Here is a 648-nt window from a genome sequence, read left to right as displayed (position 1 = left end):
GATCACCGACTCCTGGCTCGGTCAGGAGGCCACCCGCGCCAACCTCGCCCGCAACGGCGTCGAGCCCGGCACGGTGCGGCTGCTGACCACGCAGGACGCCCCGCCGGAGCGGATTGACGTGCTGCTGGTGCGGGTGCCCAAGAGCCTGGCGCTGCTGGAGGACCAGCTGCTGCGGCTGGCGCCGTCGGTGCACGCGGACACGGTCGTGGCCGGCACGGGCATGGTGAAGGAGATTCACACCTCGACGCTGAAGCTGTTCGAGCGGATCCTCGGCCCGACCCGCACCTCCCTGGCGGAGAGGAAGGCCCGGCTGATCTTCTGCACGCCGGACCCGTCCCTGGTCCGCCCGCCGAACCCGTGGCCGTACCGCTACACGCTGCCCGGGGACGCCGGTCCCGTGTCGGGGCGTACTGTCGTCAACCACGCCGGGGTGTTCTGCGCGGACCGGCTCGACATCGGCACCCGCTTCTTCCTGCGCCATCTGCCCGCCGGGCGGGACGGCGGCCGGGTCGTGGACCTGGGCTGCGGCAACGGCGTGGTGGGGACGGCGATGGCGCTGGCCGACCCGAAGGCCGAGGTGCTGTTCGTGGACGAGTCCTTCCAGGCGGTGGCGTCGGCGCAGGAGACCTACCGGGCGAACGACGTGAG

1 protein-coding gene is annotated in these 648 nt (G+C 72.5%); it reads left to right on the top strand.

Annotated features, from left to right (window positions below; genetic code table 11):
- Positions 1 to 648: methyltransferase (locus tag LPA54_RS34710; protein ID WP_228984609.1), on the top strand; the 648-nt coding region annotated here is incomplete at both ends.

The organism is Streptomyces sp. DH12, from assembly GCF_020873895.1.
Taxonomy (GTDB): domain Bacteria; phylum Actinomycetota; class Actinomycetes; order Streptomycetales; family Streptomycetaceae; genus Streptomyces.
The sequence above is the reverse complement of the archived record's forward strand: the minus strand, read 5'-3'. Positions and strand labels throughout refer to the sequence as shown.